Below are 1,013 nucleotides of genomic sequence, written 5' to 3' on the forward strand. Positions count from 1 at the left end.
TAATTATTTTTGGTTCGATCCTAATACCTTAGAATGGCAAGGATTTAGACTAATTGAGGGACAATATCAAGCTATTTCTGCTAATGAGCAGGGTTATCTATGGAGTGAAGAGTTAGGATTATATTTAGGCATATTTGACCGGAAACTGCGTTATTTTACCGTCGATGGTCAATTGGTTCCCACTCCCCAAGAAGCTGAATTACAGCAAAGACAAGCAAAGGAACAGATTCTTTTAGAAAAAGAACAGGAACGACAGGCAAAAGAACAAGCTCTTTTAGAAAAAGAACAGGAACGACAGGCAAAGGAACAGATTCTTTTAGAAAAGGAACAGATTCTTTCGGAAAAGGAACAGGAAAGACAGGCAAAAGAACAGGCTCTTTTAGAAAAAGAACAAGAACGACAAGCTAAGGAAAAATTAGCGGCAAAATTACGAGAATTAGGCATCAACCCCCAGACAATTTAGCTGGTTAAAATTCCCCATCCCTAATTCCTAATTCCTAATTTCTAATTGATAATTTCTCATAGCTGTTATAATTAGATCAATGTCCCAGCCGGGGAAAAACTATGACAACTCTCGACATTTTACCAGAAGTTACCTGTCCCCCCACGGATTTATGGAGTGATGAACCACCCTTGGAAAGTGATTTACACCTGCAACAAATCATAATTCTACTCAGTTGTCTAGAATTATTATGGCAAGAGAAAAACGATTACTACGCTTCCGGTAATCTGACTATCTACTATAACGAAGAACAACTAAAAAAGCGCGATTTCTGTGGTCCAGATTTTTTTGTGGTTTTAGATACAGAAAAACGTCCCCGCAAAAGTTGGGTGGTTTGGGGAGAACAGGGAAAATATCCCAATGTAATCGTCGAGATTCTCTCCGATTCCACGGCCAATATTGACCGAACTAAAAAGAAAATTCTCTATCAAAACACTTTTCGCACTCCTAATTATTTTTGGTTCGATCCTAATACCTTAGAATGGCAAGGATTTAGACTAATTGAGGGACA

Annotated in this window: 1 protein-coding gene and 1 pseudogene; both read left to right on the forward strand. The window is 38.2% G+C overall.

What is annotated here, in order from left to right; genetic code table 11:
- A pseudogene (locus O9323_RS10250) lies at positions 1-463 on the forward strand (Uma2 family endonuclease); the annotation flags it as partial.
- A gap of 101 nt (positions 464-564) precedes the next feature.
- On the forward strand, positions 565-1,013 hold a 449-nt coding region (locus O9323_RS10255; protein WP_288125050.1), incomplete at its 3' end, for a Uma2 family endonuclease.

Origin of the sequence: Microcystis sp. LE19-131.1A (assembly GCF_027532015.1) — a bacterium.
In the GTDB taxonomy this organism is placed as follows: Bacteria; Cyanobacteriota; Cyanobacteriia; order Cyanobacteriales; family Microcystaceae; genus Microcystis; species Microcystis ichthyoblabe_A.